This window comes from Pandoraea sp. LA3, from assembly GCF_022696215.1.
GTDB lineage: Bacteria > Pseudomonadota > Gammaproteobacteria > Burkholderiales > Burkholderiaceae > Pandoraea > Pandoraea capi.
On record NZ_PTPY01000035.1, the window covers coordinates 16,873 to 42,362 of the forward strand.

General features: G+C 59.7%; 23 protein-coding genes and 1 tRNA gene. 15 read left to right on the forward strand and 9 right to left on the reverse strand.

What is annotated here, in order from left to right:
• Positions 1 to 75: 75 nt before the first annotated feature.
• The 8 genes from glmM to phoR all read left to right on the forward strand — a co-directional run bounded on the left by glmM (position 76) and on the right by phoR (position 8,685).
• Complete coding sequence (gene glmM, locus C5N93_RS15335) at positions 76 to 1,419, forward strand: phosphoglucosamine mutase (RefSeq protein WP_069344236.1); 1,344 nt, start codon at positions 76 to 78, stop codon at positions 1,417 to 1,419.
• A gap of 444 nt (positions 1,420 to 1,863) precedes the next feature.
• The gene (gene pstS / locus C5N93_RS15340) at positions 1,864 to 2,898 is read left to right on the forward strand and encodes a phosphate ABC transporter substrate-binding protein PstS (protein WP_039397154.1); all 1,035 of its coding nucleotides are present in this window, start codon (positions 1,864 to 1,866) and stop codon (positions 2,896 to 2,898) included.
• Positions 2,899 to 3,038: 140 nt separating this feature from the next.
• On the forward strand, positions 3,039 to 4,013 hold the full coding sequence (gene pstC, locus C5N93_RS15345; protein ID WP_150723157.1) for a phosphate ABC transporter permease PstC: 975 nt from the start codon (positions 3,039 to 3,041) through the stop codon (positions 4,011 to 4,013).
• Between the two features lie 2 nt (positions 4,014 to 4,015).
• The gene (pstA, locus tag C5N93_RS15350) at positions 4,016 to 4,912 is read left to right on the forward strand and encodes a phosphate ABC transporter permease PstA (protein ID WP_039402682.1); all 897 of its coding nucleotides are present in this window, start codon (positions 4,016 to 4,018) and stop codon (positions 4,910 to 4,912) included.
• 75 nt (positions 4,913 to 4,987) lie between these two features.
• Entirely contained in the window at positions 4,988 to 5,770 is a 783-nt protein-coding gene (gene pstB / locus C5N93_RS15355; RefSeq protein WP_039397158.1) for a phosphate ABC transporter ATP-binding protein PstB, read from the forward strand.
• Positions 5,771 to 5,791: 21 nt separating this feature from the next.
• Positions 5,792 to 6,499 carry a phosphate signaling complex protein PhoU gene (gene phoU, locus C5N93_RS15360; RefSeq protein WP_069344103.1) on the forward strand — a complete coding sequence of 236 codons (708 nt, stop codon included), beginning with the start codon at positions 5,792 to 5,794 and terminating at the stop codon, positions 6,497 to 6,499.
• A gap of 52 nt (positions 6,500 to 6,551) precedes the next feature.
• On the forward strand, positions 6,552 to 7,253 hold the full coding sequence (gene phoB, locus C5N93_RS15365) for a phosphate regulon transcriptional regulator PhoB (protein WP_010805263.1): 702 nt from the start codon (positions 6,552 to 6,554) through the stop codon (positions 7,251 to 7,253).
• A gap of 91 nt (positions 7,254 to 7,344) precedes the next feature.
• A complete protein-coding gene (phoR, locus tag C5N93_RS15370) occupies positions 7,345 to 8,685 on the forward strand; it encodes a phosphate regulon sensor histidine kinase PhoR (RefSeq protein ID WP_242559942.1) in 1,341 nt (446 codons plus the stop codon).
• Positions 8,686 to 8,849: 164 nt separating this feature from the next.
• Here phoR and ppk1 read toward each other — a convergent pair whose 3' ends face one another.
• Positions 8,850 to 10,964: a polyphosphate kinase 1 gene (gene ppk1, locus C5N93_RS15375; protein ID WP_242559943.1), complete on the reverse strand. Its 2,115-nt coding sequence runs from the start codon at positions 10,962 to 10,964 to the stop codon at positions 8,850 to 8,852.
• Between the two features lie 152 nt (positions 10,965 to 11,116).
• On the opposite strand from ppk1, the gene ppx reads away from it, so the two are divergent.
• Positions 11,117 to 12,652 (forward strand): exopolyphosphatase, encoded by a 1,536-nt coding sequence (gene ppx / locus C5N93_RS15380; RefSeq protein WP_242559944.1) that lies wholly within the window; start codon positions 11,117 to 11,119, stop codon positions 12,650 to 12,652.
• A gap of 122 nt (positions 12,653 to 12,774) precedes the next feature.
• On the opposite strand, the gene C5N93_RS15385 is transcribed toward ppx, so the two are convergent.
• Both C5N93_RS15385 and C5N93_RS15390 read right to left on the reverse strand, forming a co-directional pair.
• Positions 12,775 to 13,602, reverse strand: a complete 828-nt coding sequence (locus C5N93_RS15385) for a GNAT family N-acyltransferase (protein WP_069344107.1) — start codon at positions 13,600 to 13,602, stop codon at positions 12,775 to 12,777.
• A gap of 196 nt (positions 13,603 to 13,798) precedes the next feature.
• On the reverse strand, positions 13,799 to 14,293 hold the full coding sequence (locus tag C5N93_RS15390; protein WP_301232331.1) for a histidine phosphatase family protein: 495 nt from the start codon (positions 14,291 to 14,293) through the stop codon (positions 13,799 to 13,801).
• A gap of 160 nt (positions 14,294 to 14,453) precedes the next feature.
• On the opposite strand from C5N93_RS15390, the gene C5N93_RS15395 reads away from it, so the two are divergent.
• From C5N93_RS15395 to C5N93_RS15420, 6 genes are all read left to right on the forward strand, one after another.
• Positions 14,454 to 14,530 (forward strand) — tRNA-Pro (locus C5N93_RS15395).
• A 125-nt stretch (positions 14,531 to 14,655) separates the two neighbouring features.
• A complete protein-coding gene (locus tag C5N93_RS15400; RefSeq protein WP_242559945.1) occupies positions 14,656 to 15,783 on the forward strand; it encodes a DUF6499 domain-containing protein in 1,128 nt (375 codons plus the stop codon).
• Positions 15,784 to 15,895: 112 nt separating this feature from the next.
• Positions 15,896 to 16,147: a helix-turn-helix domain-containing protein gene (locus tag C5N93_RS15405; RefSeq protein ID WP_242559946.1), complete on the forward strand. Its 252-nt coding sequence runs from the start codon at positions 15,896 to 15,898 to the stop codon at positions 16,145 to 16,147.
• A gap of 301 nt (positions 16,148 to 16,448) precedes the next feature.
• Positions 16,449 to 16,673 (forward strand): AlpA family transcriptional regulator, encoded by a 225-nt coding sequence (locus tag C5N93_RS15410; protein WP_242559947.1) that lies wholly within the window; start codon positions 16,449 to 16,451, stop codon positions 16,671 to 16,673.
• A gap of 68 nt (positions 16,674 to 16,741) precedes the next feature.
• Entirely contained in the window at positions 16,742 to 17,656 is a 915-nt protein-coding gene (locus C5N93_RS15415; protein WP_242559948.1) for a hypothetical protein, read from the forward strand.
• Positions 17,657 to 18,035: 379 nt separating this feature from the next.
• Positions 18,036 to 19,106: a phage/plasmid replication protein, II/X family gene (locus C5N93_RS15420; protein WP_242559949.1), complete on the forward strand. Its 1,071-nt coding sequence runs from the start codon at positions 18,036 to 18,038 to the stop codon at positions 19,104 to 19,106.
• Positions 19,107 to 19,586: 480 nt separating this feature from the next.
• Here C5N93_RS15420 and C5N93_RS15425 read toward each other — a convergent pair whose 3' ends face one another.
• The 6 genes from C5N93_RS15425 to C5N93_RS15450 form a co-directional block, all read right to left on the reverse strand.
• Positions 19,587 to 20,210 (reverse strand): hypothetical protein, encoded by a 624-nt coding sequence (locus tag C5N93_RS15425; RefSeq protein ID WP_242559950.1) that lies wholly within the window; start codon positions 20,208 to 20,210, stop codon positions 19,587 to 19,589.
• A 359-nt stretch (positions 20,211 to 20,569) separates the two neighbouring features.
• Positions 20,570 to 21,544 carry a hypothetical protein gene (locus C5N93_RS15430; protein WP_242559951.1) on the reverse strand — a complete coding sequence of 325 codons (975 nt, stop codon included), beginning with the start codon at positions 21,542 to 21,544 and terminating at the stop codon, positions 20,570 to 20,572.
• 269 nt (positions 21,545 to 21,813) lie between these two features.
• Complete coding sequence (locus tag C5N93_RS15435) at positions 21,814 to 22,704, reverse strand: LysR substrate-binding domain-containing protein (RefSeq protein ID WP_242559952.1); 891 nt, start codon at positions 22,702 to 22,704, stop codon at positions 21,814 to 21,816.
• An 80-nt stretch (positions 22,705 to 22,784) separates the two neighbouring features.
• A complete protein-coding gene (locus tag C5N93_RS15440) occupies positions 22,785 to 23,537 on the reverse strand; it encodes an aldolase/citrate lyase family protein (protein ID WP_242560422.1) in 753 nt (250 codons plus the stop codon).
• A gap of 92 nt (positions 23,538 to 23,629) precedes the next feature.
• On the reverse strand, positions 23,630 to 25,228 hold the full coding sequence (locus tag C5N93_RS15445) for a cation acetate symporter (RefSeq protein ID WP_242559953.1): 1,599 nt from the start codon (positions 25,226 to 25,228) through the stop codon (positions 23,630 to 23,632).
• A complete protein-coding gene (locus tag C5N93_RS15450) occupies positions 25,228 to 25,476 on the reverse strand; it encodes a DUF485 domain-containing protein (RefSeq protein WP_242559954.1) in 249 nt (82 codons plus the stop codon). The genes C5N93_RS15445 and C5N93_RS15450 overlap by 1 nt, the downstream gene beginning before the upstream one ends.
• Positions 25,477 to 25,490: the final 14 nt, after the last annotated feature.

A 25,490-nucleotide genomic window follows, 5' to 3' on the forward strand; every position in this document is an offset into this window, starting at 1 on the left:
ACAAAGAACGCATAAATGGATGCGCGCGCACGGAACGTCAACTGGCGCGACGCTTCAACTGGGAACGATGCAACGATGAAACGACGCTATTTTGGGACCGATGGGATTCGCGGAACGGTGGGCGAGAGCCCCATTACGCCGGAATTCGTGCTGCGGCTGGGATACGCGGCCGGACGTGTGCTGGCAGGCAATCAGACGCTGGGGCGTCCCACGGTATTGATCGGCAAGGACACGCGTGTCTCGGGTTACATGCTCGAAGCCGCACTGGAAGCCGGTTTCGCGGCAGCAGGCGTCGACACCATGCTGGCCGGGCCGATGCCGACGCCGGCGGTCGCCTACCTGACTCGGGCATTGCGTCTGGCCGCAGGCGTCGTGATCAGCGCATCGCACAATCCGTACCACGACAACGGCATCAAATTCTTCTCGGCAGACGGTAACAAGCTGCCGGACCAGACCGAACTGGCGATCGAAGCCGAGCTTGAAAATCCGATGACCTGCGTGCGTTCCGAGCAACTCGGCAAGGCGCGTCGTCTGGACGATGCTGCGGGTCGCTACATCGAATTCTGCAAGAGCACGTTCCCGAATGACTTCGACCTGCGTGGCATGAAGATCGTGGTCGATTGCGCCAATGGCGCGGCCTACCACATCGCGCCGCACGTCTTCCACGAGCTGGGTGCGGAAGTCATTGCCATCGGCAATCAGCCCAACGGCTTCAACATCAACGAAGACTGCGGCGCCACCGCCCCGGACGCACTCATGCGCGCCGTGCGGGCCAACCACGCCGACCTCGGCGTAGCACTCGACGGCGATGCCGACCGCCTTCAGATCGTAGACGGCGCAGGCCGTCTCTATAACGGCGACGAACTGCTGTATCTGCTGGTCAAGGACCGTCTGGACAATGGCGGCGTAGCGGGCGCCGTGGGCACGCTGATGACCAATATGGCGGTCGAAGTCGCGCTCAAGGGATTGGGCGTGCCGTTCGTGCGCGCCAAGGTCGGCGACCGTTACGTGCTGGAGCAACTGTACAAGCACGGCTGGCAGATCGGTGCCGAGGGGTCCGGTCACATTCTGTGCCTGGACAAGCACACCACGGGAGACGGTATCGTCTCGGCCCTTCAGGTGCTGGCGGCCATTCGCCGCGCGGACAACAAGCCGCTCGCGAAGCTGCTCGAAGGGGTGCGCCTGTTCCCGCAGCACATGATCAACGTGCGCACGCCGGCCGGTTACGACTGGCAGGCCGATAAGCGTTTGAGCGCCGAGCGCGAGGCCATCGAGGCAAAGCTCGGCGATGCCGGCCGCGTGCTGATTCGCGCGTCGGGCACTGAGCCGGTGCTGCGTGTGATGGTGGAGGCGCGCGACGAGTCGCAGGCATCCGGCTTCGCACAGCATCTGGCGAACGTCGTCAAAGCGGCGGCGTGATGCCGACGTAACACGCGCCTGATATACGCCCGCGTTTTACCCTCCGGCGACGTCTGTCCAGACGTCGCCACCTACCTCCCAGCGTACCTGCCTACACCTCTCCCACGATGGTAATCGGCATCGCCAGGCGTTCACATTTGTGACAATCACCTGAGCTTCGTCGGTGGATTTCCGACACCGTTTCGTCACTGTCACATCGCTGACACGGGCCGAAATTGAGGGTTGCCAACGCCCTGATTTCATTAGGATCACTCCGAAACCCGCGCCAACTCTGGATCTCTCCGAAAATCGGGTTCGTCCGGCAACTCGCATGCAATATGACGATTCCGAGGCGACTCCATGACATTCCGGTTGTGAGCTTTCGAAAATGACACATTACTGTCACATTCGGAATCTATTCTTCGAGCCATCCACACGCTGTACCACACCAACTCGGAGAGATCCATGAAGCTGATGAAGACTGCGATTGCCGGCCTGGCTGGCGTTCTGTTCGCCGCTGGCGCGATTGCGGGCGAGATTACGGGCGCTGGCAGCACGTTCGCCGCACCGATCTACACCAAGTGGGCTGACGCCTATCAGAAGTCGACCCAGAACAAGGTCAACTACCAGGGCATCGGCTCGTCGGGCGGCATCAAGCAGATCCAGGCCAAGACCGTCGATTTCGCCGGCTCGGACGCTCCGCTGACCGATGAAGAACTCGCCAAGCAAGGCCTGTTCCAGTTCCCGACGGTGGTTGGCGGCATCGTGCCGGTGATCAACGTGCCGGGCGTGAAGGCTGGCGAACTCGTCCTGTCGGGCGAAGTGCTGGGCGACATCTACCTGGGCAAGATCAAGAAGTGGAACGACCCGGCCATCGCCAAGCTGAACCCGAAGGCCAAGCTGCCGGACACCGACATCGCCGTGGTTCGCCGCGCCGACGGTTCGGGCACCAGCTTCGTGTTCACGAACTACCTGTCGAAGGTCAACGCCGAGTGGAAGAGCAAGGTTGGCGAAGGCACCACGGTCAACTGGCCGACGGGTACGGGCGGCAAGGGTAACGACGGCGTCGCCGCCTTCGTGCAACGTCTGCCGGGCGCTATCGGCTACGTGGAATCGGCTTACGCCAAGCAGAACAAGCTGACGTACACGGCCCTGACGAACGCCGACGGCAAGACCGTCGAGCCGACCGCCAAGACGTTTGCCGCTGCCGCTGGCAAGGCTGAATGGTCGAAGACGTTCTACCAGATCCTGACGAACGAGAAGGGTGCCGATTCGTGGCCGATCGTGGCTGCCACGTTCGTGCTGGTGCATCAGAAGGCTGACGCCGGCAAGGAAGCGCAAAGCGCCGACGTGCTCAAGTTCTTCGACTGGTCGTTCAAGAACGGCGCCCAGACGGCGCAAGAGCTCGACTACATCTCGCTGCCGGAAGATGTCCTGAAGCAGATCCGTGCTGGCTGGAAGGCGAAGGTTGCCGAGTCGGCCGCCAAGGCTGGCGTCTAAAGCGCCCAGCAATGAGGCCCCTGGCAATGCGATGCCGCGTTGTCAGGCGCTTTGATACCGGCAACACCCGCGCCGCCTGTTCCGAAGCCCGAAGCATGATCTGGCAACGGCTGGCGGCGCGCTCACGCTGAGACGACATCATGGCAGAAGCCACCAGCCCCCTCGCAACACCAGGCGCACAGCGCGCTCCGTCTTCCGTTGGCGACGTGCTCTTCGCGCTGCTCACCCGCGCCGCCGCCCTCATTACACTGCTGTTGCTCGGTGGCATCATCGTATCGCTGATCATCAGCGCGCTGCCGTCGATCGAGAAGTTTGGCTTCGCCTTTCTGTGGACGAAGGAATGGGATCCTCCCGCAGAACAATTCGGCGCGCTCGTGCCCATCTACGGCACGATCGTCACGTCGGTCATCGCGCTGATCATTGCGGTGCCGGTGAGCTTCGGCATCGCCCTGTTTTTGACTGAACTCTCGCCCGTGTGGCTGCGCCGTCCGCTCGGCACCGCCATCGAGCTGCTCGCCGCCATTCCGAGTATCGTCTACGGGATGTGGGGCCTGCTGGTCTTCGCCCCGATCTTCAGCCAGTACTTCCAGAAGCCGCTGGGCGCGCTGCTCGGCAACGTGCCGATCATCGGCGCGCTGTTTCAGGGCCCGCCGCTTGGCATCGGTATCCTGCCCGCCGGCGTGATCCTCGCGATCATGATCATTCCCTACATCGCCTCGGTCATGCGCGACGTGTTCGAAGTCACGCCCGTGCTGCTCAAGGAGTCGGCCTACGGTATCGGCTGCACGACCTGGGAAGTGATGTGGCGCGTGGTGCTGCCCTTCACGAAGACGGGCGTCATCGGCGGCATCATGCTGGGTCTCGGCCGCGCCCTCGGCGAGACGATGGCCGTCACGTTCGTGATCGGTAACACGAACCTGCTCGACAACATCTCGCTGTATTCGCCGGGTAACAGCATCACCTCGGCACTCGCGAACGAATTCGCCGAAGCCGGTCCGGGCCTGCATACGGCGGCCCTGATGGAACTCGGCCTGATCCTGTTCTTCATCACCTTTGTCGTACTGGCGCTGTCCAAGCTCATGCTGCTGCGCCTCGAGAAAAGCGAAGGTAAATAATGATGACCCAACAAGCGCTCGAATTGGAAACGCCTGCCGTGAAGCCCACCGACGCCTTTACCCGTGTGCGTCTGCAAGCGTATCGCCGCCGCAAGAACATGTTCGCGATCGCCATGTCGCTCGCGGCCATGGCTTTCGGTCTGATCTGGTTGCTGTGGATTCTCTACACCACGCTCTCGCTGGGCATCGGCGGCCTGTCGCTGTCGCTGTTCACCGAAATGACCCCGCCGCCGAACACGGCAGGCGGCGGTCTGGCCAACGCCATCGCCGGCAGTCTGGTGATGGTCGGTGTGGCCACGCTGGTCGGCACGCCGCTGGGCATTCTGGCCGGTGTGTATCTGGCGGAGTACGGTCAGAAGTCGTGGCTCGCGAGCATCACGCGATTCATCAACGACATTCTGCTCTCGGCGCCGTCGATCGTGATCGGTCTGTTCGTCTACGCGCTGGTCGTGGCGCAGATGGGGCACTTCTCGGCATGGGCCGGCATCATCTCGCTCGCGCTGTTGCAGATCCCCATCGTGATCCGTACCACGGAGAACATGCTCAAGCTGGTGCCGAACAACCTGCGTGAAGCAGCGTTCGCGCTGGGCACGCCGAAGTGGCGAATCATCGTGAAGATCACGTTGAAGGCGTCCATCGCCGGGATCGTGACGGGCGTGCTGCTGGCGGTGGCGCGTATCGCGGGTGAGACGGCACCGCTGCTGTTCACGGCGCTCTCGAACCAGTTCTGGTCGCTGAACCTGAACCAGCCGATGGCCAACCTGCCGGTCACCATCTTCAAATTTGCCATGAGCCCGTTTGCCGAGTGGCAGTCGCTTGCCTGGGCGGGCGTATTCATCATCACCCTCGGGGTGCTGTTCCTGAACATTCTGGCGCGCACGCTGTTTGCCAAGAAGTAGAGGCAAAGGCAAAGCCAGACGGCGCCGCGCGACATAACGCCAAGTTAAACGCATACCTGAAGGTTGAGACAGACCATGACGAACCCGACGCAAGAAATCAAGCTGCCCTCGAAGATCGAAGTCAAGAACCTGAACTTCTTCTACGACAAGTACCACGCACTCAAGAACATCAACCTGCGCATTCCCGACCGTAAGGTGACGGCCTTCATCGGCCCGTCGGGTTGCGGCAAGTCGACGCTGCTGCGCACATTCAACAAGATGTACGCCCTGTATCCGGAGCAACGCGCCGAGGGCGAGATCAACATGGATGGTGAGAACCTGCTCACCGCCAAGCAGGACATCGCGCTGCTGCGCGCGAAGGTCGGCATGGTGTTCCAGAAGCCGACGCCGTTCCCGATGTCGATCTACGACAACATCGCCTTCGGCGTGCGCCTGTTCGAAAAGCTCTCGCGCTCGGAAATGGATGACCGCGTAGAGTGGGCGCTGACCAAGGCGGCGCTGTGGAGCGAAGTCAAGGACAAGCTGCAACAGTCGGGCTATGGCCTGTCGGGCGGTCAGCAGCAGCGTCTGTGTATCGCACGCGGTATCGCGATTCGTCCGGAAGTCCTGCTGCTCGACGAACCGTGCTCGGCGCTCGACCCGATTTCCACGGGCCGCATCGAAGAGCTGATCGCCGAACTCAAGGACGATTACACGGTGGTGATCGTGACCCACAACATGCAGCAGGCCGCACGTTGCTCGGACTTCACCGCCTACATGTACCTGGGCGAGCTGATCGAATTCGGCGAGACCGAGAAGATCTTCATCAAGCCGGACCGTAAAGAGACCGAAGACTACATCACCGGCCGTTTCGGTTGATGCCACGAGGAAACCCGCGACATGAACGATAAACACCTTTCCAGCCAGTTCGATTCCGACCTGAATCAGGTTTGCTCGCGCGTCCTCGAAATGGGCGGCGTGGTCGAGTCCCAGATCGTCACGGCGATGCAGGGCCTGAACACGTTCGACCGCACGCTGGTCGACGAAGTGATCGCCAACGAGCATCGTCTGAATACGTTGGAAGTCGAGATCGACGAAGAGTGCAGCAAGATCATCGCCCGCCGTCAGCCGACCGCGCGCGACCTGCGTCTGCTGCTCTCGATCTCGAAGACCATCACGAACCTCGAGCGTGCCGGCGACGAAGCCGAAAAGATCGCCAAGCGTACCCGTCACCTGCTGGAAGACGGCGCCGCGCAGAGCGTGAATTTCGCCGAAATCAAGCTCTCGGGCGATATGGCCGCACAATTGCTGCGCCGCACGCTCGACGCGTTTGCGCGTCTGGATATCGTGGCCGCCGCCGAGATCGTGCGCGACGACAAGGCCATCGACAATGAATTTCGCGGCTTCGTGCGAAAATTGGTGACGTACATGATGGAAGACCCGCGGACCATCTCCGCAGGCCTCGACTTCCTGTTCATCGCCAAGGCCATCGAGCGTATCGGCGACCATGCGAAGAACATCGCCGAATTCATCATTTACATTGTCAAAGGCACCGACGTCCGGCACATTTCGCGCGAAGACTTGCAGCGCAAAGTGCAGGGCGAGTAAGACCGATAAGGCAAAAGACGCCTGACATTACTGAAGGTTTGAGAGGGAACCGATGCCTAGCAGCATTCTGATCGTGGAAGACGAGCCGGCGATTTCCGAGCTGATCTCCGTTAATCTGCAACACGCGGGTCACTATCCGATCCGGGCGTACAACGCGGAGCAGGCGCTCACGTTGATCAGCGACGTCCTGCCGGATCTCGTTCTGCTCGACTGGATGTTGCCGGGCAAGTCGGGCGTGACGTTCGCGCGTGAGCTGCGCGCGAACGAGCGCACCAAGCACGTGCCGATCATCATGCTCACCGCACGCAGCGAGGAGCAGGACAAGGTGATGGGCCTGGAGATCGGTGCAGACGACTACGTCACCAAGCCGTTCTCGCCGAAGGAACTGATGGCGCGTATCAAGGCGGTGCTGCGCCGTCGCGCGCCGCAGTTGACCGAGGACGTGGTGAGCGTGAACGGCCTGAAGCTGGATCCGGCCACGCATCGCGTGACGAGCCACCAGTCGAGCGGCGACATCAAGCTCGATCTCGGCCCGACGGAATTCCGTCTGCTGCACTTCTTCATGACGCATCCGGAGCGCGTGCACAGCCGCTCGCAGTTGCTCGATCAGGTGTGGGGCGATCACGTATTCGTCGAAGAGCGTACGGTGGACGTGCATATCAAGCGTCTTCGCGCCGCGCTCAAGCCGGCGGGGCACGATGCTATGATCGAGACCGTACGCGGCAGCGGCTATCGTCTGACGAAGTCGGTCTGAACTCCCACGAGTCGCGCCCAGTCGACACCTGCCGAGCCAATGCCGCTCCCACCCGCCGGGTGACGAGCGGCAAAATTTCTGTGCATCGTCTATGAACATCATCTGGGCCCGTGCGCTGGCGTTCCTGATCCTGCAAGCCGCCATTTCGGTGGCCGTCGGCTGGATATTCGGCGCGAGCGCAGGCTACGTCACCGCGATCGTCCTGCTGGTGATACAGCTCTGCTTCAACGTGTATCACGCCCAGCGCTTGTGGCGCCTGCTCGAGGCGCCGGTCTACGGCGAAGTGCCGAGCGCCATCGGGCTGTGGGGCGAAATCTACTACCGGCTGCACAAGCTGGCCAAACGCTGGCATAACCAGGTCAAGCAGGTGGAACAACAGCACGCACGCTTCATTCAGGCGATCCAGGCATCGCCCAACGGCGTGATCATGCTCGACGAACAAAATCAGATCGAGTGGTGCAACGCGATCGCCGAGACGCATTTCGGCATCGACGCCAAGCGCGATCTGCGTCAACAGATCACCCATCTCCTGCGCACACCGGCCTTCGTGCACTACCTGTCCTCCGAACGCTACGACGAGGCGCTGCTCATGCATCACATGGGCGAGAAGCGCAACAACGTGCTGTCGATGCAGGTGTTCCCGTACGGCGATAACCGCAAGCTGATCATCTCGCTGGACGTCACCGATCTCGAGCGTACCGATGCGATGCGCCGCGACTTCGTGGCCAACGTCTCACATGAACTCAAGACGCCGCTCACGGTGCTGTCAGGTTTTCTGGAAACCGTCGGCGAATTGCCGCTGTCGCCAGACGAGATTCAGCGCTATGTCGAGATCATGCGTCAGCAGGCCGGGCGCATGCAGAACATCGTGAACGATCTGCTCACGCTGGCGAAGCTCGAAGGCAGCGGCAAGCCGCCGTCGGACGACCGGATCGACATGGGTATGCAGATGCGCTCCCTGCGCGGCGACGCGGAAGGGCTCTCGCAGGGGCAGCATGTGATCGAAGTGACGGGCGCCGAAGGCGTCGATCTGCGCGGTGCAGAGGGCGAATTGCACAGCGCCTTCAGCAACCTCGTAAGCAACGCCGTGCGTTATACGCCGCAGGGCGGCAAGATCCGCATCGAATGGGGGCCGACGAGCGATGGCGGCGCGCGGTTTGCCGTGATCGACTCCGGTCTGGGCATTCCGGCCGAGCACATCCCGCGGCTGACCGAACGTTTCTATCGCATCGATCGCAGTCGTTCGCGCGATACGGGCGGCACCGGTCTGGGGCTGGCCATCGTCAAGCACGTGCTCACGCGTCACCAGGCGGACTTGCGCGTGACGAGCGAGGAAGGGCACGGCAGCACGTTCGCCATCCATTTCCCGCCCACACGCGTGGTGCATCGGGCACCGGTCGACACGCCGTCGCAAGTGTCGGTGAACGACTAAATTCCGCAGAGCCAGTCGTAGAGAAGGCGTTCGATCGGATGGTCGAGCGCCTTTTTTGTCGAGCGTGAGGGCTGGCGGGGCGACGCAACGGGCAATAAAAAAGGGAGCGATTACTCTCCGCTCCCTTTCTCGTTGCGCCGCCAGTGCCCATGACAGGCACTCGTTCAATTGCCTGTCTGCACGTGCTGTGCGATCTCCTGCATCAGCACCATCTGGCTGTTGTAGGGCGTCTTGCCCGGCTTACGACGCACGTAGTTGCCGTCGGGGCGCATCAGCCACGACAGCGCGTTGTCGCGCAGATGCACCATCAGTCCCTCGCGAATTACGCGCATTTTCAGGCGCTTGTCGCGCACCGGGAACGCTACCTCCACCCGCCGGAAGAAGTTGCGCTCCATCCAGTCGGCGCTCGAGAGCATCACATGCTCGTCACCGTTCGCATAGAAATAGTAGATGCGATGGTGTTCAAGGAAGCGTCCGACGATCGAGCGCACGGTGATGTTTTCGGATAAATCCTTCACGCCCGCACGCAACGAGCAAACGCCGCGCACGATCAGATCGATCTTCACGCCGGCGCGCGACGCCTTGTAAAGCTCGGCAATGATCGTCGGTTCGAGCAGCGCATTCATCTTCGCGATGATGCGGGCCTTCTTGCCGGCCGCCGCCGCTTCCGTCTCACGGCGAATCGCTTCGAGCAGGTGCGAGTGCATCGTGAACGGCGACTGCCAGAGGCCGTTCAGGTGGGTCTGGCGGCCAATGCCGGTGAGTTGCTGGAAGACGACATGCACATCGGCGCACAGCGCTTCGTCGGCGGTCATCAGGCCAAAGTCCGTGTACAGACGCGCGGTGCGCGGGTGGTAGTTGCCCGTGCCGAGGTGGACGTAGCGCTTGAGGTGGGTCTTCTTGCCCTGGCGGGTGCGGCGCACCACGAGCAGCATCTTGGCGTGGCACTTATGGCCGACCACGCCGTAGACGACGTGCGCCCCGACGGCTTCGAGACGAGCGGCCCAGTTGATGTTCGTCTCTTCGTCGAAGCGCGCGAGCAGTTCCACCACGACGGTGACTTCCTTGCCGTTGCGTGCCGCTTCCATGAGCGCGTCCATCAGCGCGGATTCGTTGCCGGTGCGGTAGATGGTCTGTTTGATGGCGACGACATCGGGGTCTCGCGCGGCTTGCAGCAGCAGTTCAAGTACGGGCTGGAAGCTGTCGTACGGATGATGCAGCAGCAGATCGCCCTGATCGATGAGATCGAACATCGCAGGCGACGCACTCATGCGCTTGGGCAGCGCCGGCACGAACGGTACGAACTTCAGGTCAGGGCGGTCGACCATTTCCGGCAGCGGCATCAGGCGCACCAGATTGACCGGCCCCTTGACGCGATAGCAATCCGAGTCGGTCAGCCCGCACTCCGTCTGGAGGCGCCGCACGAGGCGTGCAGGGGCGCCGGCGTCGACTTCAAGGCGCACGGCGTCGCCGAGGTGACGCGCCGGGAGTTCGCCTTGCAGCGCGGTGCGCAGATTGGTGATTTCGTCCTCGTCGACGAAAAGATCGCTGTTACGCGTGACGCGGAACTGATGACAGCCCTTGGCGGTGAGCCCCGGGAACAGTTCGCTCGAAAAGCGCAGCATGAGCGAGCTGAGCAGCACGAAGCTGTTGGGCAGCGGGGCGAGCGCCGGCGGCATCGGCACCAGACGGGGCAGGGCGCGCGGGGCCTGAACGATGGCGAGTTCGGCGTCGCGGCCGAAAGCGTCCTTGCCTTCGAGCTCGACGGCGAAGTTCAGACTCTTGTTGAGCACGCGGGGGAACGGGTGCGCCGGGTCCAGCCCGATGGGCGTGAGCACCGGCACGAGTTCGCGCATGAAATAGTCGCGCGCCCACTCCACCTGGGCGTCGTTCCAGCTGCCGGACGGGTGAAAGGCGATGCCTTCGACTTCCATCAAGGGAAGGAGGCTGTCGAACATTGCATACTGCTTTTCGACGAGTGCCTGTGCCCGTGCGCAGACTTGCGTGTAAACTTGCTGAAAAGTCATGCCGTCGGGCGTGAGCATGCCCGGATTCTCGCGCATCTGCTCCTTCAGCCCGGCGACGCGGATCTCGAAGAATTCATCCAGATTGCTACTCACGATACAGACGAAGCGCAGGCGCTCCAGCAAGGGCGTGGCCGGATCGGCCGCCTGGGCAAGCACGCGTTCGTTGAACGCAAGAATGCCGAGCTCACGGTTGAGCAACGGGTAATTCATATTGAACGTGCGAAAGACATGGGATTGGCGTGAATTCTTCATCCGTATTGTTACAGTTATATGACATTCACATTTGTCAACGACGTGTCATATTCGATTTGTAACTTATTCGTCATTTATTTGTCGAGTGCTCGTCATGCTTTTAAAGTTATGCATCGGGTAATTCGGCATTCTTCGCTCAGGCGCATCCCCACATGAGTACCCCATCGCCCTTGTTAGCGGCCGTCGATCTCGGCTCGAACAGTTTTCGCCTGATCATCGGCCGCGTGGAAGAAACGTCCGCCGGCACGCAGATTTATCAGGTCGATGCGCTGCGCGAGCCGGTTCGACTGGCGGCTGGCCTGAACGCTGAGAAGTATCTCGATCATCCGTCGCAGCAACGCGGCTGGGACGTGCTAAAGCGCTTCGGTGAACGCCTGCGCGGCTTCCATCCCGATCAGGTACGTGCGGTCGCCACGAACACATTGCGTGTCGCCAAGAACGCACAGGACTTTCTGGGTGAAGCGCAGCGCGCGCTGGGCTTTCCCATCGAGGTGATTGCCGGACGCGAAGAAGCGCGTCTGATCTATGCGGGCGCGGCGCATTCGGTGCCCACGTGCCCGGGCAATCGTCTCGTGGTGGACATCGGCGGCGGCTCGACGGAATTCATCATTGGGCAGGATTACGAGCCGTTGATCATGGAGAGCCTGTACATCGGCTGCGTGAGTCACAGCCGTCTGTTCTTTCCTAGCGGCAATGTCGACGAATACGCGATGAAGCAGGCCGAACTGGCGGCGCGTCGGGAAATTCAGATCATTTCGGCAACGTATCGTGAAGCGGGCTGGTCGCAGGCAATCGGCTCGTCCGGCACGGCGCGCGCGCTGGCCGAACTGCTCGAAGCCAACGGCTTTAACGATGGCGGCGTGCATGGTCTCACGCGCGGCGGACTCGAACGCCTCAAGCGCGCGCTGATCAAGGCGGAGAACGCAAACCGTCTCAAGCTGGCCGGGCTAAAGCAGGACCGTATTCCGGTGCTGCCGGGTGGTCTGTCGATCATGTTGTCCGTCTTCAACGAACTCGAAGTCGACCATATGGAGACGACCGACGCTGCGCTGCGTCTGGGCGTGATGTACGACCTGCTGGGCCGCACGCAGCATCAGGACATGCGGGCAGTGACGGTCGAGCAGTTCGTACGCCGTTACGGCGTGGATCGTGCGCAGGCCGAGCGGGTCGGGCGTCTGGCGATCTCGTTGTATCGTCAATTGCCGGTCGACGTGGCGGCTGGCGGATCGTCGGACGACGCCCAGGACGACGGACGCGAGGAAGGCGAGGCATTGCTCAACTGGGCCTCGTCGCTGCACGAGATGGGGTTGTCGATCTCCCACAGCGCGTACCACAAGCACTCGGCCTACATCGGCAGCAATGCCGATATGCCGGGCTTTTCGCGTCCCGATCAGGCGCGTCTGGCGGAGTTGCTGCTGGGGCATGTCGGCAAGTTGGGCAAGCTGGCGTCGCAGGCGCAGCAGGTCGACTGGCAACTGCTGTTCTGCCTGCGACTTGCGGTGCTGTTCTGTCGTCGCCGCACGGATGCCTTGCCCGACAGCATTGACGTCGAGCGCCTTGCCGACGGCTTTCAGGTGTCCGTGCCGCGTCAGTGGATCGATGCCAACCCGCTCACCGACTATAGCTTGCAGCGCGAGGCGCAGGAGTGGGAGAAGATCGGCATGCGCTACAAGGTGGTGTACGCATGAGGCGCTGACGAGCGCTACTGCAAGACGGTGGTTCGAAACAAAAAGCCCGGCATTTGCCGGGCTTTTTTGTCCCTGTTGGTCTGGCCTCGGGACTGAATACTTTGGGGGGAGATCGTTGCCTGTCAGGCTTGTTGGAGTTTGCTCACGAGGTCTGGGCCGAGGAAGTGGCGCGCGTAGCGCGGGTTCATGTCGGACAGACGGAACAGCGTGAGGAAGTCTGCGGTGTTGAAGTCGGGGTCCCAGGCGGGTGCGCCGCAGATGCGGGCGCCGAGGCGCAGGTAGCCTTTGACGAGTGCGGGCGGTTCGACGTCGAGCGTCGATTGCAGTTCGTCCACCGGCAGGGCGATGCGGGGCACGGCGTGGTACTCGGACGGCGCCATGGAGGTGTCTTGCAGCTTGCGATAGAGGCTGGCCGCATAGTGGCCGCCGTCGGCCATCGGCACGCTGGCGCAACCGAGCATGGTTTCCAGACCGTTACGCAGCATGTACTCGGCCAGACCGCTCCACAGTGCCATGATGACGGCGCCGTTGCGGTAGTCGGTGTGCACGCACGAGCGGCCGGTTTCGAGCATCTTCGGACGGAGATGGTCGAGGCGCGAGAGGTCGAATTCTCCTTCGGAGTACAGACGGCCGAGGCGCTTGGCCTGAGACGGGGGCAATACGCGATAGGTGCCGACGACCTTGAGCGAATCCTGATCGCGCACGATCAGGTGGTCGCAGTATTGGTCGTATTCGTCGACGTCGAGGCCTGCGGGACCTTTGACCGACGCGCCCATTTCTTCGGCGAAGACCTGATATCTCAGGTGTTGCGCTTCACGAAGCTCGCTTTCGTCGCGTGCCCACGCCACAGCCAGATTCGGTTTGACAGGCGTTTCAGGGCGAGGAAGACGCCTCCGCGACGTGGGGGTCAGCGAAGAGAGCGGCATGGTGGGGTTCGGCAGGTCGCGCATAAAAGCCCTTTTTGTGACGGTCGCGTTGCGACGTACTTTAAAAAGCATCAATGTCGATTCCGTGAACGGTAGGCGACAATTCTATGACAAAACGTCCGTTGTCATGAGGCAACTCCTTAATATGGCGCCTTACATTGCCCGAACGACGGGGGTTTGCGACGTTTTTAGGGGGCGCTGGTGCAGTGGTGAAATCTTGTCAGATGAGATCGGGGTTGACGACGGCGCGCACCACGACCTGACTCTCGTCTTCGCGACGGCGGGAGGCGAGCCACCAGATGCCGCCTTTCTTGACGGTCCAGTAGGCTTCCTGGCCGCTGAGCAGCAGGGCGGCAAGTTGACCCAGGGCGGGTTGATGGCCGACGAGCACGACGGTCTGGGCGGTGCCTGGCCAGTCGATGGCGCCGAGCAGGGCGACGGCGTTGGCGCCGGGGGCGAGGTCGCGCACGATGCGTGGGGTGGGCGTGAGGGCTTGGGCGGTCTGGACGGCGCGGATGGCGGGGCTGGAGAGAATGACGGCGTCGTCGGGCAGACGGGGGCGAAGCCACTGCGCGGCCTTTTCGGCCTGTTTGCGGCCACGGTCGGTGAGTTCGCGGGCGAGATCGGCCTGAGCGCTGAGGGCGAGGGCGGCGGGCAGGTTTTCGGCGTCGGCGTGACGCCAGAGAATCAGGTTCATCGACACGGGTTCTGACATGGTGAACCTCCCACTATGGCGGGTTTTCGTGGCGGCGGCGTGACCGTCGGCGGGGCGAGTGACGCCCGATGATTGTGCAGCCGATATCGGGAAAATGCTCGGAATCTGCGCGGCGATTTGACGCGGCGCAAAGAACCCTCTAAAATGCGTCCTCTTTCGTCGGAGCGTAGCGCAGCCTGGTAGCGCATCTGATTTGGGATCAGAGGGTCGTAGGTTCGAATCCTATCGCTCCGACCAGCAGGATCAAGGGGTTAGCTTCGGCTAACCCCTTTTTGTTTTGCGCTTTTCTCTTCATTGCTACTTCTTTGCTACCATCAACGGAGATGTCCATAGGGAAGCTTCGAACGATGGCAAATACGTGTGTGCCTGAAGAGTTTCGCTTGTTTATCGCTCGAGCGGATTGGCGAGATCTTGCATCCTACCCAAGCGATGAGTGCTTTGATCCTTCAATTTGGGCTTGGGAGTTTCTACGCCGAAACAGTTCGTACGCGAGCGACTATGCTGAGTGGCACGATTCGATGCTTGATGTGCTACCGGTTCCGTTGCCGAGACAGTCGCTCAAAGGGTATTTTTGTGACCCGAAGCCTGAGCCGGATATGACTTATGAAAAGTACAAAATTGCATATCCAAATGGCGTAGTTCGTCCCGTCCGAGACGTCATGCGCGAGCGATGGAGGATCAAATCTCTTGTCGATCCGACTCTGCTGGCCAAAGAAGTCGAAAAGCAGTATCCGGGTGATGATTGGCGTAACAGGCTTTCTCAAATATTTCCTTGTGCGGCCCCGGAGGTGCTCAATTCTCCAACGACTTGGTCCTCGAAAAGTTATCTTTCGCATCGCTCCCTGTTGCTACTCGCTTCGGGTTACTGCACCGGCACCGAAGTTCTGGTCAGGCTTGACATCACCGGTAACTTCGAGGTGCAAATGGAATCGCTGCGTCGGACGATTGGTAACTATTTTGTGGGGGGGACGCGCAGTGGATCTAGAGTTCAAAAGAGTCGTGAGGAGTTCGACGCGTATATTGCGACAGGATTGGGGTGCCCTCCCAGCCCTGAGCAACGAAATGCTTTAGAGAATTTTCTCGCGATTAAGCCTACCTGGAACAGTAGCCCCTCTAAATACCTGTCGCTTCAAAGCACATTGCGCATGGTAGATCTGGTTGCTTCGCTCGAAGCGGGCACGCTTGAGGCGGAGTTTGAGGCGCGCTGGGATTCAAGCTTCTCTCCAATTTCGGTTAAAAAGCAAGCTCTCTTCATCGATTCGCGTTCGACTCATAGCATAAGTCACTATCTTGAGGAACATTGGCGTTTGCGTAAGCCATTGGCTTCCGCGGTACGGAAGTACTTCAAATTTAATCAGGTAGCAAGAGGGAGCTTTGATCCTCGATATGTCTATACCTACATTGACAACGCATACTTATTTTCCGGCGGTGATCACGTTTTGGTGGCGAGAATGAAACCCGGGGGAAGAACAAAAACAAAAAAATCCTAAAACAATACGTTTTGGTCCTGGGACCATTTCGTGTTTTCATGCTCACCGGATCTACCTAGATTGACGATGCCAAGCAGTTATTGGCGCAACTGAATGTCACTAGGAGATCACAATGATCGAAAAGAGCGTTACCCCTTCCCCTCTTGTCGTCGAACTGCTGCGCGAGTTCTTGGACGACCACGCCCTGTCGTCGAAGCTCTCCCTGAGCCCTAAGACGCCGGCCCAATGGCGCTATCTCGGCAAGTTCACGGACGAACTGCCGTACTACAAGTTCGGCCGTAGCGTACGTTACCGCCGCGAAGACGTTGACGCGTTCATCGCGAAGATGCGTGTTGGCGGCGTCGCCACCTCGGAGGGCGAGTAATGGCTCCGTCGGCACGCACTTTGGCCACGCCGGATCACCCGCAACTGATCCAGAGCGCATTCGTTAATTCCCTTCGACCGGTGGCCGGCGCCATGGCGGTGTCCGTTAGCGGCCACCACTATGTGGCGGCCTCGATGGCAGCGATCACCGACATGGTCTTGCATAACCGGACGTTCGCGGACGCTCCCGTCGTCGCCGTCTCCACGGTGACGCGTTACTCCTGCACATTGTTCAATCCGTTCAGGTTAACCGAACCGGGTCTGACGAGACCCATCCGAACCAATCTGAACGGAGTTGGATTATGAGCAATTTCTTGCACGAGGCGCTGATTCGCAAGCGTGAAGTGCTCGCGATGATGGGCTGGTCGAACAGCACGCTGTACAAGCGTATCGCTGACGGTGAGTTCAAGAAGGGCGTACGCACCGGCGCACGCATGGTGGCGTGGCCGCTGAGTGAGGTGCAGGCGTACATCGCACAGCGCATTGCGGAGCGCGATGCTAAGAGCAATGTGAAGGGAGGTGCGTAATGCCGATTAAACGCACTAATCCCCCGCGCCGTCGGAAAGTTGTGCCGCGTTATGTATGTCATGAACACATGCAAGCACTTGCACGCGCCCGTGAAGCGATCAGCCCGACTCCCGTCGGGCTGACCATTGTTTCTGTTCCGGAGGCATATTGCCGCTTCGCGCGAGCAGAGGTCGAGGCGCAGTACATGCGGCAGTGGAAGCTGGCGGAAATTCCCGTTGGTCAACCCGAATCTCTTATTTCGCTCCACTCGGGTGGTGTGAACGCTCAAGACGAACTCAATATGCTTGCGGTGCTTGAAGACGTGGTCGCCGCTAAAATTGAGCGTACCTTCCGATTTCATGGCACTCGCCGTAACTTTAATTTCGTCATCGACGAAGGACTGGATTCGCTATTGCCGATCATCGAGTCCGCCAAGAACAGTTGCGTTACGTTCGCCCAGTCCAGCAACTCGGTTTCCCGCGAGCAACTGATCGCGGCAGTGCATGAGATTCGCAGCGTGGCTCAAACGTCGTTGGCCTACGCGGTGATGTTTGTCACTTGGACAGATCGTGAAAAGTTGCCGAATATCGGCGACTTTTGCGACGAGTACTTCGAAGTCGACGCGTGCGAACCTAACCCGGGCGCATATAAGTCCTTCTCGATCAGCTCGATGCGACTCCGCGATCTTCACATTTTTGGTTACGGAAAGCTGATGTGCGACCTCGTCTGGCATAAGGACCATTACACCCGCTTTTTCGAGCCGTTTATTGCTGAGTCGTTACTTGACCGCTACATCTGGAGACTGCGGGCAGCTGGCAAGTCACTGAGTGATATTGCTTGCTTGATCTCCAAGTACAAGTCGACCGTCAAGCGCCGTTTGGATCAGATGCGTCCGGTTTATCCGATGGCGTTCTCCCAGGCTCAGGAAGAGCAGTACTTCAATGAGCTCTTTTTTGATGACCCGCTGAAGGTCGGTGACGACGACTTGATCGACTTGGATTAGCGTTGCGTCCGCGCATCGCAACGCATGCAACTTGTGCAACGCCGAGAATGGGCAACTGTTCTCGGCGTTTTTTGCGTTCTGCCGTTGGAAAGCGGTTTTTTGGTGCGCGTGTCGGTGCTGGGGCCCAATTTGCCGTCGAGATTGTGGTGCGAAGTGCAGCTCACCGCGCGTGCGTAACCAGCGTTTTACATTGCATCATGACAGTCGATGGATCACGAGAGGGAATACTAATCTATATCCCCTCATCTACGTCTACTACTAGGCTCCCTAAGCAAATCCCCTGAAATCCCCGCTGTTCTCCTCATCCGCGACCTCGAATCCAGCAAGTTGTAAAGGGCATGTGCAGTTCCCTTTCACTCAACTTGCACGAAGGATTCACGTGATCGATCTGGTCGACATCACATTTCCGTTTCGACACAAGCCGTTCGGCACCGAACGCATTAAGGTAGCTGAGAGCGGCGCGTCAGCGCAGCCCGTGTCGAAGCGCTTTAGCAAAAGAGTTTCTCTTCACCAAGGCGGAATTCCCGTTCAGGTAACGTCACTCGACAGCGGATCCGCCATCAACATCCGCACGACACCGCTCACGCCGCTACAAGGGCACAACGTGTTCGGGTCGAACAACGTTCGCATGTTGTGTTCGACGTTGATCTGCGCTGTGCTCAAGGCGTTGACGTTTCAACTCACTGAGCAGCAATGCGCAGCGTGGCAAGCAGGCCACTTCGCACTTAATGCTCTCGATATCACGCAACGGTTTGCCTTGCCTGACGGACTTACGCAAGAGCGAATCTTCGAACACATCCTCCGAAACTCGGCGTGGGAGTTTCGCCCGGCGGTGATATCTGAGGGCACTGGCGTTCGTGTGGAAGCCCCGCGTCGTCACGCAGCGTTCCTGCTCTACGACAAGGCACAGAAATTGGCCGATCAGCGCACGCGCTCGCTCAAGTATCTTCGAGCGGTCGTTGGCGACAAATACGTGGAGAAAATTTGGAAGGGCCTGAACTTCTCTGCCTCGAATAGTGTTCGTGCCGAACTCAAGCTGGAAAAGAAGTATTTGTCGCAACACAAGCTCACTCGCGGAGCGGCATGGACGGAGGAGAGGGTGCACGAAGTGTTCTGGGAGGAAATGGCGCACCTTCGCTTCGAGTCGTACGTCCCGCTTCAGCAATTGCGCGACAAGGTCGACGGCGTTGACAAGCACCTGCGTTACATACTTGAGCTGTGGGCGCGTGATGCTCCAGTCAGATCGATTTGCCCAGTGTCGACTTTTGATCGTCACCGTAGAGCGATCCGCAAAGCGACGGGCATCGACATCCTTCTAGACCGCCCGATGATTGATCCGTTGCCTTTGGCGGAGATTTTCTCCGTTGATAACATGCGGCCGGATTTTCCTAAGTGGGCGAGCAGTTACCCGGCGTGTGCGGTTGGCGTTCGTGCTCGCCGCTACCCGTAAGTGAGCACGAAGTAGTTCGTGAGGTGCCCTTGCCGCACGAACCACTTCAGCCGTCCAGTGCAATGCCTGCTCGCTTCCCATGACGCAGACATTTCACCAAGACTGACGTTGCCGTGACCGCAACGTCAGTCTTGGTTCATCTCTAAGGAATTAGCACACCACTAAACGATGATCGATTGCGAGTTGAGAGTAGCAACGCTACTCGAAATCACGCACCCTGACCCGGAAACCGAGCAACCAATGCTGAGTCCGCGCGGATTTTTGGCGTGGAAGCAACGACGTTGACCTATTAGGTTTATTTCCAGAAATACCCGCTGCAGATGGCATTCTGCCGCCTGCTCCAGTCAGGTAGCGGCCGCTCATTGAATCAACGAAGCCGCAAGGCTCGGATTCGCCGTAAGGAACGACTTTCGGTCTTGGAAGCCACGGTTCGTGGCTCGGCCTTAACGTCCGCGGTTCCCTGTGTCGATTCAAGAACAACTAGCCAACGACAGCTTCAAAGTCTGTGAGACGCGCAAGACGCATAAGAACAGGGGACGGCCCCAAAAGGTCTCCGCCGCCCGCAGTTGCTTGGGTGCTGAAAAAACCGGTTCGCCTCATCCCATCTGCGACAGCGCGGAACTCTGCATGATCGTCGAAGACCTTCGGAATGAGTGCCTCCTGTGACCTTACGGTAGCGCTTCGCATGCGCTGTATTGGCTCCTCCTCAATGGCCTCATTCCAATACCGAAGAATACTGCCCAGCAAAAGAATCTCATCACGGCGTAAAGGTGTAAGAACATCGGCGTAGTACAGGAATTCGTCCGCCTTAATCAGGCCAAGCCGCGCTTGACCGCAGAATACCTGCGCAAGCAACCGCAGATTGACCCGAGCGGCACCTTCTTGCGCCGCACGTAGGTAGCGGTAGACAATCGCAACCGACTCTTCCGCGTCTGTCTCACTAAATCGGATGTCGCCACGCGAAATGGCGGTCAGCATGATTTCCTGCGCATCGTCGATACGCTTACGAAAGAGCGCCTTCAACGCTTCGCCAGCCACTCCGCCACCGGGAAGCGAAAAGCAACTGAAAACATCGCCGATAAGCGCCGGCAGACTACTAAGCACGATAAACTCCTTCGATACTGTTTTTGTACGAACGGCGCGAGGACATTGAGAACAAAAGCTCAGTGATCTGCATCTGTCAGCCTCATTGAGGCATCCAGGGGAGCGCCATCGCCGCTCCCCTGGAGGGCCGTTCCGGGTCGGGAGCAGGCCTATACCAGTGTTCTTCAGAGCCCGTATGGTTAGCCTCGGACTGGAACAAAAGCGCAGGAAGAAACGCAACGAATATCTCGGCCTTCGACTGATAAACGTTTGATCTGGGCACGCGGGGGCGACATAGTTTCTATCGTCGCCCCCACCCTCAATATCGACGCCGGCTCAAAGCGATTGTTCCTCATGCCCACCGCATTCTAAGCCCCCTTTCAGCCAGAATCAGCGGACGTTTTGGCTGGCCAGTGGCAAGCGATAACGCCCTGGTACGTCGGAATCAGCGCTTTCACGTCGTCGGTCTTGAGTTCCCGTATAGCTTCATTCCTCTTCTTTGCCTCGCCCTTGCTGCGTTGTGGTGAGAATACAAACGCGCGGGACTGATCGCCGTCAAAATAGACCACCCGTCGAGCAGTATTTTTTCCATTGCAGGCCTCCTCGCTCAACATATCGTTTTCAAACGCCACCTGGGCTACAAGCAACCGCTCCAGAGGGGACGTGACCAATACGAACTGCGCGCTATTCCATACCGTTACAGATAGCAGAGATACTGCGGAAATAAACGGCGCGACGAATCTGCGTCGACCGAGCACCTGAAGCTTTCCGATAGAAACAGTGCCGAACGCGACCATCATTAGAATCTGACATGAAAGCATCAAGAATGCTGTTGGCAACGCGAGGTATCCGATCGCCCGGAGAAATGCTCCAAGAGCAGAAGCTACCGGCAAGCGGGACGCGGCCGGACCGAACAGAAGCGCGAGATCGTCGGCCGTGTGTGCATGCGCGATCCATACGAGAATGAGCAAGAGCGCCCACCGGATAACGACGCAGAACGGGCAATCTAGGGCTTGAAGTACCTTCCTGCTCCCACAGAGTGCGATAGCTAGCCAAGCAAGCGGCATTAACCCTAGCAGGGTCAATTGCCAAAGCACGTTGAAAATGTCGGTTTCGGATATGTAGTGAGCTGTAATCCATGCGCTAAGCAGCGCCAGGGCCGTCTGCCCTACAACCATCCCGGGCACAGAGAAAAACTGTGCAACCTGAATTGTCACCCGGTTGAACTTTCCCGGCAGGTGATGCCGCTCACCTAAGGTTCTGGTAATTCGAAATAGGAATAGGAATGCCGGAGCCAACGTTTTTGCGGTCAGATTTACCGCATATACAGTGGCAAATGGGAGGCCCAAGATCATTATTGCGCCGGCTAGAATCTTTAAGACAAACATGACTCCCCGCTTTTTTAATTGATATCTTCTTATCGGCTACACGCGGCTTGTCTTGAGAGCGACCATGGGATAGCAGATCGTCACCGGCACAGGGTCATAAAGGGCGTCGCTGTTCCAGTCCATTTTGGTCAGCGCGGGGGGGCGAGCGCGGCCACCTTGATGAGGGGCCGCTGCCCACTGTCGTACGATGTTGAGCGGCGGAGGAGTGCTCTTGTCATGCGGCCCGGGTGGAAGGGCTATTGCGATACGTTGCCGAACGTCTCCTTTAGCCATGCAATGAAGCTCGCGACTTCCGGCCGGGATGCGTTTTCCGGCAGCATCGTCGCATAGTAGCCATAGGGGGGCATCGCACTTAATTCGGACAGACGCACGAGCGCGCCGCTCTTCAGATAATCGGCGACGATGGTCTGGCGTGCGAGTGCGATGCCTTGCCCGTTTACGCAGGCCTGAAGCAGTAGGCCCATGTCGAAATAGTCAACGGCGGCCGCAGGCTCCGGCCGGTCAAGTCCGGCAATGTCGAACCAGGGGCGCCACGGCTCCAGCGTGCTGCGCAGCAACGTGGCGTTTGCCAAACGGGTGGGATCGGGAAACGGACCGTGCTGAGACAAATAGTTGGGGCTGCATACCGGAAAAACCGGCTCGTGAAGCAATGGCACCGTGTCCTGCCCCTCATAGTGACCGTCGCCAAACCGAATCTCGACATCCGCATCGTCCGATTTCAGCCCGACTAACGGAACGGAAATCTGTAACGAAGCGGTTAGTCTGGGGTGTTGGCGAAGGAATTCCGGCAGGCGCTCGACCAGCAGGTAGCGCGCGAAGCTGGGGGGCGAGGCGATCCGCAATGTCGAGCGCGTCGCCGTGCGGGCTGTCTCCAGCGGGAAGTGGTTGAGCGAGGCCAGGCACACCTTCACGACGCCCAGGTATTCGGTGCCTTTCGTGCTTAGCTTGTACTCACCCTGTGCCCCTGAGAACAGCCGAAAGCCGAGTCCCTCCTGAAGCTGTCGCAACCGGTGACTGACAGCGCTTGTCGAGACATTCAGTTCGTCGGCGGCGCGGCTGAGGCTGCGAAGGCGCGCCACGGCCTCGAACGCCGTCAGGCAATGAATCGGAGGGATGGCATATTTCATGGCGGGCTGTCGTCGGCAAGCTACCCGCAGATACTACACCGACGGCAATCTCGTGAGCCATACCATCCGACCGGTGCCACTTAGTCCGCACCATCCGGCGAGAGCGAGGCATGCATCGCGCGGGTCCGTTCGCGCAACGCACGTGAGAAAACCGCACGATCCGCACCGATACTAAACAGACGCACCCCTTTCCCGAGCCAGTGATCGCGTTCTTCGCGAATGCCCTGCGCGGTTGCAGCAAACAGGGTCGCGACGACAGGAACGTTGCTAGCCCTGGCCTTTTCCACCACGGCGTCGAACTGCTGCGTCACTTCCGGATGGAATGGCTGCCCGTACAGTCCGAGTTCATGAGACAGATCGAAGGGACCGAGTGCAATCGCGTCGAGTCCTTCCACAGCCAGAATCTCATCGATGTTGCGAATTCCTTCTGCAGTCTCTATCAGTGCCCATACGGTCGTGTTTTCGTTGGACCAGCGCACGAACGATGCCCAGTCGTCTGTGAGATAACCTGCCGCACGTGTGCTTGGGCAGGCGCCGCGAGTTCCGCGACCGTTCACGCGATAACGCGCGAATTCTACGGCGGCGCGCGCCTGTTCGGCGCTCGACACATTGGGCACGATGATCCCCATCGCACCGGCGTCGAGCGCTCGCATGACCGACGCGGCATCGAGAGACGGCACGCGCAGCAATGGCGTGACACCGTGTGCTTCGGCCGCGCGGAACATGTCGACGGCCTTCTCCAAATCGAACGAACCGTGTTCGGCATCGATCCAGACGAAATCGAGTCCAGCGGCGCCACACATCTCGATGATTTCGGGGGAGGCGGTCTGCACCGTCAAACCCGACACGAATCCGGAGATGGATGACTTGGGTTTTGCGCGATTCGCGCGCGGGGAAGCCTGTTTCTGCATATGCGTAAGTGAGTTCAATGCGTCTGGGGGGCAGGGATTGCCAACTCGTCGTCTATCCGAATCGCGGGACGCTGAGGGAGATTGCCAAGCGTTCGTTGCATGTCGTCGAAGCCGGATTCGGCGCTGTGCTCCGGGCGCAAGAGCGACGCGGCGATGGCGGCGATAAACGAAAGGGGGACAGAGAAGAGCGCCGGGTTCTTCATGGGGAAGCTCCACCAGTGTTGCGCGAACTCTGCGGCGCTTCGGTGCAGGACATCGATTTGCACGGTCGGAGAAAACAGGATCAAAAGTACCGATGCACTGGCACCCACCGCGATGCCCCACACCGCGCCTGCCGTCGTGAGCCGACGCCAGAACAACGCGAGGGCAAGGACGGGGAAGTTGGCCGATGCGGCTATCGAGTAGCTCAGGCCGACCATGAATGCCACGTTCTGATGCTCGAAGGCGAGTGCCAGCAGTACGGCGGCCACCGAGATGACGGTCGCGGCGATTTTCGCGACACGCGCTTCGTTGGCCGTATGGCCGCGACGTACCACGCCGGCCCATATGTCGTGTGCGAATGTGGTTGCGGCCGACAACGTGAGTCCCGCGACGACGGCGAGCGTCGTGGAGAACGAGACCGCGCAGATATAGCCAAAGAAGCCGTCGCCTCCGAGCATCTGGCTTAGCAGCGGCACCGCCATGTTGCCGCCGCCGCCGTTTGCGGCAATTGCCTGCCGGCCAAGCAGCGCGAGACAACCGAAGCCCAGCAATAACACCATGATGTGAAAGATGCCGACGATGCCGGTGCAGTAAAGCGCGGAGCGCCTGGCCTCTAGCGGCGAGCCGACGGTGAGGAATCGCGTGAGGATCTGAGGCATGCCCAACGCGCCAAGCGTCATGGCGAGAGAAAGCGAGATGGTGTCCCAACGGGCGATGCCATGACTCGGGCGCGGTGCGAGCGTATCGATGCCATAGGTCGAAGACACGGCACGGAACATCTCAAGCACGCTAAAGTGGAATTTCGACAAGACGAGAGCCGTGAGGATAATGGCTCCGCCGAGCAGCAATACCGCCTTGATGATCTGCACCCATGTGGTTGCCCGCATGCCGCCGAATAGCACATAGCAGAGCATGATGGCGCCGACCGCCGCCACGGCTGGGAAAAATGGCAGACCGAAAATCAGATTCACCAGTCCGCCCGCTGCGATCAGTTGCGTGATCAGATAGAACAACACGATGGGGATACTGGCGACGACCACGGCGATGCGCACTGGCCGCTTCGACAGGCGCCAGGCAATGACGTCCGTCAATGTGAAGGTGCCAAGGCGCTTGATCGGTTGGGCCAGCCCGAAGAGAATCAGCGGCCAGCTCCCCACGACGCAGATGCTGTAAAGAATCGCGTCGAATCCCGTCAACGCCAGCGCACCCGTCATGCCGAGCAGCGCTGCGGCGCTGAGGAATTCTCCGGCCATGGCCAGCGCATTCTGTCCGGCGCCGATTTGCCCGCCTGCGTTGAAGAACTCGCTAGCCGACTGCTTCTTGCGTGATGCGAAAACGGTAACGCCGATGGTGACAAGCAGGAAGGCGAAGAAGCAAAAGAGCGCCACCCAGTTGGTATGTACTGCGCTCATCACGCTTCTCCACGCACATGCTCGGCTCGCTCGATGCGGCCGATCGCGAGCACGTAGCCCACACTGATCAACAGGGATGCGACGATCAGCAGCGGTTCGGCGACGGCGCTCCATGGCACGCCCGGGATGAACGGCTGGGCCAGGATGTCGCGACCGAATGTGAACATCGCGACGAACCCGCCAAAAAGAATGACTATAACGGCGGCAGAGATTGCCGAAATGCGGTTTTTTCTGCGGACTAATTGCATACATGTCTCCTGAA

Coding starts and splice junctions, on each gene's coding strand:
- phoR (WP_242559942.1), top strand. CDS start 7,345: ATGAACATCATCTGGGCCCGTGCGCTGGCGTTCCTGATCCTGCAAGCC.
- C5N93_RS15410 (WP_242559947.1), top strand. CDS start 16,449: ATGAGCAATTTCTTGCACGAGGCGCTGATTCGCAAGCGTGAAGTGCTC.
- pstC (WP_150723157.1), top strand. CDS start 3,039: ATGGCAGAAGCCACCAGCCCCCTCGCAACACCAGGCGCACAGCGCGCT.
- C5N93_RS15445 (WP_242559953.1), bottom strand. CDS start 25,228: ATGAGCGCAGTACATACCAACTGGGTGGCGCTCTTTTGCTTCTTCGCC.
- C5N93_RS15415 (WP_242559948.1), top strand. CDS start 16,742: ATGCAAGCACTTGCACGCGCCCGTGAAGCGATCAGCCCGACTCCCGTC.
- pstB (WP_039397158.1), top strand. CDS start 4,988: ATGACGAACCCGACGCAAGAAATCAAGCTGCCCTCGAAGATCGAAGTC.
- C5N93_RS15385 (WP_069344107.1), bottom strand. CDS start 13,602: ATGCGCGACCTGCCGAACCCCACCATGCCGCTCTCTTCGCTGACCCCC.
- phoU (WP_069344103.1), top strand. CDS start 5,792: ATGAACGATAAACACCTTTCCAGCCAGTTCGATTCCGACCTGAATCAG.
- glmM (WP_069344236.1), top strand. CDS start 76: ATGAAACGACGCTATTTTGGGACCGATGGGATTCGCGGAACGGTGGGC.
- phoB (WP_010805263.1), top strand. CDS start 6,552: ATGCCTAGCAGCATTCTGATCGTGGAAGACGAGCCGGCGATTTCCGAG.
- C5N93_RS15435 (WP_242559952.1), bottom strand. CDS start 22,704: ATGAAATATGCCATCCCTCCGATTCATTGCCTGACGGCGTTCGAGGCC.
- ppx (WP_242559944.1), top strand. CDS start 11,117: ATGAGTACCCCATCGCCCTTGTTAGCGGCCGTCGATCTCGGCTCGAAC.
- C5N93_RS15450 (WP_242559954.1), bottom strand. CDS start 25,476: ATGCAATTAGTCCGCAGAAAAAACCGCATTTCGGCAATCTCTGCCGCC.
- C5N93_RS15430 (WP_242559951.1), bottom strand. CDS start 21,544: ATGATCTTGGGCCTCCCATTTGCCACTGTATATGCGGTAAATCTGACC.
- C5N93_RS15390 (WP_301232331.1), bottom strand. CDS start 14,293: ATGTCAGAACCCGTGTCGATGAACCTGATTCTCTGGCGTCACGCCGAC.
- pstA (WP_039402682.1), top strand. CDS start 4,016: ATGACCCAACAAGCGCTCGAATTGGAAACGCCTGCCGTGAAGCCCACC.
- pstS (WP_039397154.1), top strand. CDS start 1,864: ATGAAGCTGATGAAGACTGCGATTGCCGGCCTGGCTGGCGTTCTGTTC.
- C5N93_RS15405 (WP_242559946.1), top strand. CDS start 15,896: ATGATCGAAAAGAGCGTTACCCCTTCCCCTCTTGTCGTCGAACTGCTG.
- ppk1 (WP_242559943.1), bottom strand. CDS start 10,964: ATGAAGAATTCACGCCAATCCCATGTCTTTCGCACGTTCAATATGAAT.